This is a genomic window from Ruegeria sp. HKCCD4884, from assembly GCF_013110855.1.
Taxonomy (GTDB): domain Bacteria; phylum Pseudomonadota; class Alphaproteobacteria; order Rhodobacterales; family Rhodobacteraceae; genus Ruegeria.
On record NZ_WVRJ01000001.1, the window covers coordinates 484,765 to 491,051 of the forward strand.

The window sequence follows — 6,287 nt, forward strand, 5'->3', positions numbered from 1 at the left end:
CGCTAAAGCGAGACCACCTTGACCGCCTGCCCCTTGGCGGCCAGCGCGATCTTGCCTTCACAAAGTTTCAGCGCGTCTTCACCAAAGACTTCAAACCGCCAGCCTGCCATGGCGGGCAAGTCGCGTTCACCGGCGGCGATCTGATCCAGTTCAGAGCTTGTGGCGATCAGTTTGGCAGCTACGCCGGAACTTTCTGTTTTGGATTTTAGAAGAACGCGCAGCAAGTCGGCCAATGCCGGATTGACCTTCAGCTTGTCCCGCGACGTGTCGACCTTAGGCAGCTTATCTGCAGGGCAATTCACCCCACGTTTTACAGCGGCCAAAATACCTTCGGCAATCGCGCCCTTTCGTGCCTCGCGCAGCAACAGCCGCGATCCACCCAGATCCGAGGGCGTTTTGGGTTTGGTTGACGCCAGTTCAATCAGCGCATCGTCCTTGAAAACCCGGTTCCGAGGAACGTTGTTTTCCTGCGCGTAAGCTTCGCGAAACTGGGCCAGTTCCCGCACCACAGCCAGAAACTTGGCCGAATTTGTCCGCGTCTTGACCCGTTTCCAGGCCTCTTCCGGGCGAATGTCATAGGTGGCAGGCTGCGTCAGCGTGCGCAGTTCTTCCCCTACCCAATGGCTGCGCATGGTCTTTTCAAGTTCAGCTGCCAGGTGTTCGTAAATCTTGCGAAGATGGGTGACATCAGCCAACGCATAGGTTTTCTGCGCGTCTGTCAACGGACGCCGAGACCAGTCCGTGAACCGAGAAGTCTTGTCGACTCCCTGCTTGCAGATCTTGCGCACTAATGTCTCGTAACCCACCTGTTCACCAAAGCCGCAAACCATTGCCGCGACTTGTGTGTCAAACAGAGGGTTAGGAAACACCCCGGCCTCGACCCAGAAGATCTCCAGATCCTGACGGGCAGCATGGAAGACCTTGACCACGTCTTCATTGCGAAACAGCTCATAAAGCGGTTCCAGCGACAAATCATCAGCAAGCGGATCCACCAGAACCGCGCTGTCTTCGTCTTCGGAAGGGACCGCCAATTGCACGAGGCAGAGTTTGGAGTAATACGTCCGCTCGCGCAGGAATTCGGTGTCGACAGTGATATAAGGATAGCCTGCAGCGGCCTTACAGAAGTCGGCCAGCTCTTGCGTCGTCGTCAGGGTTTTCATGCGCCGTACTAGTATCGCTCTTGGTTTTTGTGACTGCCCGTTTTTCTACGTCCCGAGCGTTACCGTCGACCATAGGCCGATTATCGGGCAGGTGTAAATCACCCAGAGCGGGTTCAGGGCAACAGGACGGGCGACCTGTTGCCTTCAGCGTAACGGCGCAACACTTCGGGGTAGAGCACATGCTCCTGAACCAGCACTCGCGCAGCAAGTAAATCCGGGGTATCGCCCCGCTCGACAGGCACCCGTGCCTGCCCCAAAATCGGGCCATCATCCAGCGCTGCTGTTACTTCATGAACCGAGCAGCCATGTTCGGAGTCACCCGCCTCAATGGCGCGGGCATGGGTGTGTAAACCTTTGTATTTCGGCAGCAAAGAGGGGTGGATGTTCAGCATCCGCCCCTGAAACCTGGACACAAAATCCCCCGTCAGCACGCGCATGAAACCTGCCAAGCATACAATGTCCGGCTGTGCCTCTTGCAAGGGCTTCAAAAGCTCGGCCTCAAACGCGGCGCGGTCCCCCTTGAACGGGCGGTGATCAACCACTGCGATCGGAATGCCACGGTCCGCAGCTTTTTTCAGCCCGCCTGCCTGTGCATCGTTGGACAGCACCAAACAAGGCCGCGCCGGATGATCACCGGTCATACTGTCGACCAGCGACACCATGTTCGACCCACCGCCGGAAATCAGAATCGCGACGCGCTTGTGGCTCACAGCAATTTGCCCGAATAGGCAACGCCGGGCGTCTTGGTCACGGTGCCGATCCGCGCAACTGCTTCACCGGCGTCGGACAGCAAGGTCGACAACTCATCCGCCTTGTCTGCCTGGCACACCACAATCAGGCCGATGCCGCAGTTGAAGGTCTTGAGCATTTCGGCTTCGACGATGCCACCGGTTTCCGCCATCCAGCTGAAGACGGGTGGCAATTGCCAGCTGTCCAGATGGATCTCGGCCCCCAACCCCTCGGGCAACACCCGCGGCAAGTTTTCGGTCAGACCACCGCCTGTGATATGGGCCAGCGCGTGAACGCCACCGGCGCGGACCGCAGCCAAAGCTGGTTTGACATACAGGCGCGTGGGCGTCAGCAGGGCCTCACCCAACGATCCTTCACCGAAAGGCGACGGCGCGTCCCAGCCCAGCCCTGACAGTTCGACCAGTTTGCGCACAAGAGAATAGCCATTGGAATGCACACCGTTCGAGGCCAGACCCAGCAGCACGTCACCCGACTGAACACCCGCGGGCAAATCCGCACCACGTTCCATCGCACCAACCGAGAACCCGGCCAGATCAAAGTCACCATCGGGATACATGCCCGGCATCTCAGCCGTCTCGCCCCCGATCAGCGCACAACCGGATTGCGCGCACCCCTCGGCAATGCCTTCGATGATCCGCGCTGCCGTGTCAGTGTCCAGCTTGCCAGTCGCAAAATAATCCAGGAAGAACAGAGGCTCGGCCCCCTGACAGATCAGGTCATTGACGCACATGGCCACCAGATCGATGCCGACCCCATCCACAACACCGGTATCAATCGCAATCCGAAGTTTGGTGCCCACGCCATCTGTTGCGCCCACCAGAATCGGGTCCTGATACCCGGCGGCCTTCAGATCGAACAACGCACCAAAGCCACCCAACCCGCTCATCACGCCGGGGCGGTTGGTCCGCTTGGCGGCGGGCTTGATCCGATCGACCAGAGCGTTGCCCGCGTCAATATCCACGCCTGCATCGGCATAGGTGATTCCGTTCTTACCCGCTGTCATGGTCGGTCCCTCATGAATGCTTTGCGGGCGGGTTAGTCGATTGTGCAACATGTTGCAACGGTCAGGCTTGACGCGGGCGTTCACCGTGATAGGCAAGACGCCGTGGCGGGCCTGTAGCTCAATTGGTTAGAGCAGAGCGCTCATAACGCTTTGGTTGCGGGTTCAAGTCCTGCCGGGCCTACCAAATAACCGCCTAACGCTTTGACAAAAAAGATAAACGTTTCGCCATTGGGCCAATTGGCGTGCCGAACCCAGCGAAGTCGAAATGTCTGACCTGTTTGTACTGCGATACAAAACGTAGAACATGCCAAAGCTCTTTAGACCGGTAGAATTAATACTCCAGAAACTCTTCTACGCTGTCAGCCAGCCACCAAGGGCTTTGTGTTTCGTAGAACGTATGTGTCCCAGCAGAATTTGGCAGGTTTCTGACGGTCACAAGGTAGTCTTTAAAATCGATCGGAACGGACCAATGTGAGGCGTCATACAGCATGGCCAAGTATTCATCCGCAGTTGGTTCGTAATACTCCTGATCCGGATCTGGCGGGCCATAGACTTTTGCGAACTCGGCTTGGAAGTAATCCAGAACGTAAGAACAATAGATCACCTGATTTGCTCGGACCTGAACCGGAATAGGTGCGAACTCGTCTGCGTCTTCCTGGACAAAGTGCTTCAGCTCAAACGCCATCCCCTGAATCACTTCTTCCTGCATCCAATTGCTGCAGGTATCACCAAGCGCAATGAAGCTTGCCATGCGTTCGAATTTTCGATCTTCGGCTTCCCGTGCGAATTGCGTGATCGGAACAAGCGCAAACAATGAAGTGACAGTAACAACGACTTTCTCAATATTGCTAAGAGCTGCTTTAATCATTTTCTCTGAACCCCACGTCGTTTGAAAACTGGGGTTAGAATGACATGCTTATACAAAATCACAAAATTGCATGCATTTAATTAGCAAGAGAATTTTGGCTACCGACCGATTATTATATCCGCACAAAGCCCGCCCAAACGCTCGCTTTTTGCCAGCCGCAAGGTTCCACCATGAGCACGGGCAATATCCGCCACGATCGCCAATCCCAGCCCTACGCCGCTGCCTTTGTTCTGATTGCGCGCCGGGTCAAGTCGGGTGAAAGGCTTGACCGCTTCGGTACGTTCCTCGACTGGAATACCGGGACCATCATCTTCGACACGGATACGCATAGACTTGGGATTCAGCGTCAAGCTGACGTCAGCGCGTGATCCATAACGCACCGCATTTCCGATCAGGTTCTCAACGGCCCTGCGAATGGCCATGGGGCGCAACATAACTGTCCCCTGCCCCTCAACCCCAATTAAATCGGCCTGATGCCCGGCGCGCTTAGCATCCTCGACGATCTGGCGAATAAACACGTCGGGCTGCACCTCCTCGGGGGACCCTTCCGCAGCGCCACGTGTGAAATCCAGAAAAGCGTCCAGCAAAGACTGCATTTCTGTCACGTCCTGCTGCAAAGGTGCGGCCTCATCCTCGGGCAGCATGGACAGTCCGAGCTTCAGACGGGTCAGCGGCGTGCGCAGGTCATGGCTGACACCAGAAAGCATCAAGGTTCGTTGTTCGATCTGACGTTCGATCCGGGCGCGCATGTCCAGGAACGCATTCCCGGCCGCGCGTACTTCGATTGCACCACCGGGGGTGTACGGCACGACCCGCCCCCGACCAAACGCCTGCGCAGCATCGGCCAATCGCGTGATCGGCCGCAATTGGTTGCGCATGTAAAGAAAGGAAATCGTGGTCATGATCACCGCGAAAAACACCATCGTCACGATCAACTGGTGCGGCGCAACCGGTGACAACCTGCGCCGATCAAAGGTCAGTTGCAACACGCCAAGGTGCGTTTGCATATAGACCCGCGCCTCGCGGCTGGTTGGCAGAGCAACGGCAACCAGATCGGGCAAATTCGCCTGAAGGTCAGCCTGAACTTGCGGTGCAATGAAATCATACCAACGCCGCGCCCCTATCATCGGTTCTTCGTTCACGCCCAGAAAACGCGCCTGCATTTCAAGGGCTTGCAAATCGGGGCGCATCGCGGCCACAGCCTCTTGCTGGGTTTCAGCATCTGCGATCATCGTGGTGATCAGGGTCACTTCGCGCGAGGCGGCGCTTGTCATCTGCCCGGTGACGTCTTCCAGGTGTTTCTGAATAAACGCAATGCCCACCACAAGCAGCAACACGATCACCGGCAAAACCAGAATCAAGGCGGCGCGGGCGTAAAGGCTGCGAGGCAGATAGGGTTTGAGCCATTGCGAAGACATGGGCTAAACCTAGCGGGCCGCCCGGATAAGAGGAAGAGCGCAGAATGCAGGCACCTGACGATTTCAATCCAACCGCAGGTATTGCGGTCGATCTGCAACCGGGGCTGCGGCGCATTCTGGCCCCGAATCCGTCGCCCATGACTTACCGTGGTACCAACACTTATTTTCTTGGGGATCGAGACATCGCTGTGATCGACCCCGGCCCTGAAAACGAGGCGCATCTGAACGCGATTCTCGATGCTTTGAAGCCGGGGCAAAAGATAAGCCATATTTTCGTGACGCACACGCATCTGGATCATTCCCCCCTTGCTGCGCCCCTATCACAAAGGTCAGGCGCTCCGATCTATGCCTTTGGCGGGCCAGAGGCGGGACGAAGCGACGTCATGACCGATTTGGTCGCGCAAGGTATGACCGGAGGTGGCGAAGGTATCGACTCGGCGTTTCGCCCGGATGTGGAAGTCGAAGACGGTGAGGTCATTGCTGGTGACGGTTGGCAGTTGGAGGTCATTCACACCCCCGGCCATCTGGGAAATCACATCGCTCTGGGCTGGCAGAACACCTGTTTCACGGCAGACCACGTGATGGGTTGGGCCAGTTCGTTAGTCTCACCCCCGGACGGAGATTTGACGGATTTCATGGCGGCCTGCCGCCGCCTGCGTGCCCGGAGCTGGTCGGTATTCCACGCAGGGCACGGGGCACCAATTACAAACCCCGCCGAGCGTCTGGACTGGTTGATCCAGCATCGGCTAACCCGCGAGGCTCAGATTCTGTCCGCGTTGGAACAGGCAGACGGCACAGCCCGACAACTGGCCGAGCGCATCTATACCGACACACCCGCTGCCCTGTTGCCTGCTGCCGAGCGGAACGTCTTTGCGCACCTTGTTGATCTGCTTGGAAAAAACAAAGTTCTCCCACGTGGAGAAATGTCTGTAACAGCCAAGTTTCATCGCGTCGGCTGAAACGTAGAAAAATTTTTGCGCTTGGCGCGCTTCCCCTCTGGACGCCGGAAATCCGGGTTGCTATACGCGCCTCAGTTCCGGCGTAGCTCAGCGGTAGAGCAGTTGACTGTTAATCAATTGGTCGTAGGT

The 6,287-nt window shown here is 57.1% G+C and carries 6 protein-coding genes and 1 tRNA gene; 2 read left to right on the forward strand and 5 right to left on the reverse strand.

All coding sequences use genetic code 11. The features are described 5' to 3' along the window. Nucleotides 1-2: 2 nt before the first annotated feature. From rnd to purM, 3 genes are all read right to left on the reverse strand, one after another. Nucleotides 3-1,160 (reverse strand): ribonuclease D, encoded by a 1,158-nt coding sequence (gene rnd, locus GS636_RS02370; protein WP_171668301.1) that lies wholly within the window; start codon nucleotides 1,158-1,160, stop codon nucleotides 3-5. Nucleotides 1,161-1,273: 113 nt separating this feature from the next. Next, complete coding sequence (gene purN, locus GS636_RS02375) at nucleotides 1,274-1,870, reverse strand: phosphoribosylglycinamide formyltransferase (RefSeq protein ID WP_171668302.1); 597 nt, start codon at nucleotides 1,868-1,870, stop codon at nucleotides 1,274-1,276. Next, the gene (gene purM / locus GS636_RS02380; protein WP_171668303.1) at nucleotides 1,867-2,913 is read right to left on the reverse strand and encodes a phosphoribosylformylglycinamidine cyclo-ligase; all 1,047 of its coding nucleotides are present in this window, start codon (nucleotides 2,911-2,913) and stop codon (nucleotides 1,867-1,869) included. Before purM ends, purN begins: the two co-directional genes overlap by 4 nt. A 107-nt stretch (nucleotides 2,914-3,020) precedes the next feature. Here purM and GS636_RS02385 point away from each other — a divergent pair. After that, nucleotides 3,021-3,097, forward strand: a tRNA-Ile gene (locus GS636_RS02385). Between the two features lie 147 nt (nucleotides 3,098-3,244). On the opposite strand, the gene GS636_RS02390 is transcribed toward GS636_RS02385, so the two are convergent. Next, entirely contained in the window at nucleotides 3,245-3,781 is a 537-nt protein-coding gene (locus tag GS636_RS02390; RefSeq protein WP_171090273.1) for a hypothetical protein, read from the reverse strand. A 98-nt stretch (nucleotides 3,782-3,879) separates the two neighbouring features. Further along, nucleotides 3,880-5,199 carry an ATP-binding protein gene (locus tag GS636_RS02395; RefSeq protein ID WP_171090275.1) on the reverse strand — a complete coding sequence of 440 codons (1,320 nt, stop codon included), beginning with the start codon at nucleotides 5,197-5,199 and terminating at the stop codon, nucleotides 3,880-3,882. A gap of 44 nt (nucleotides 5,200-5,243) precedes the next feature. Between GS636_RS02395 and GS636_RS02400 the strand changes: the two genes are divergently transcribed. Then, on the forward strand, nucleotides 5,244-6,158 hold the full coding sequence (locus tag GS636_RS02400; RefSeq protein WP_171668304.1) for an MBL fold metallo-hydrolase: 915 nt from the start codon (nucleotides 5,244-5,246) through the stop codon (nucleotides 6,156-6,158). Nucleotides 6,159-6,287: the final 129 nt, after the last annotated feature.

What these genes read in the sequence shown, in the direction of transcription:
- GS636_RS02400 (WP_171668304.1), top strand. Translation starts at nt 5,244, where the DNA reads ATGCAGGCACCTGACGATTTCAATCCAACCGCAGGTATTGCGGTCGAT.
- GS636_RS02390 (WP_171090273.1), bottom strand. Translation starts at nt 3,781, where the DNA reads ATGATTAAAGCAGCTCTTAGCAATATTGAGAAAGTCGTTGTTACTGTC.
- purM (WP_171668303.1), bottom strand. Translation starts at nt 2,913, where the DNA reads ATGACAGCGGGTAAGAACGGAATCACCTATGCCGATGCAGGCGTGGAT.
- rnd (WP_171668301.1), bottom strand. Translation starts at nt 1,160, where the DNA reads ATGAAAACCCTGACGACGACGCAAGAGCTGGCCGACTTCTGTAAGGCC.
- GS636_RS02395 (WP_171090275.1), bottom strand. Translation starts at nt 5,199, where the DNA reads ATGTCTTCGCAATGGCTCAAACCCTATCTGCCTCGCAGCCTTTACGCC.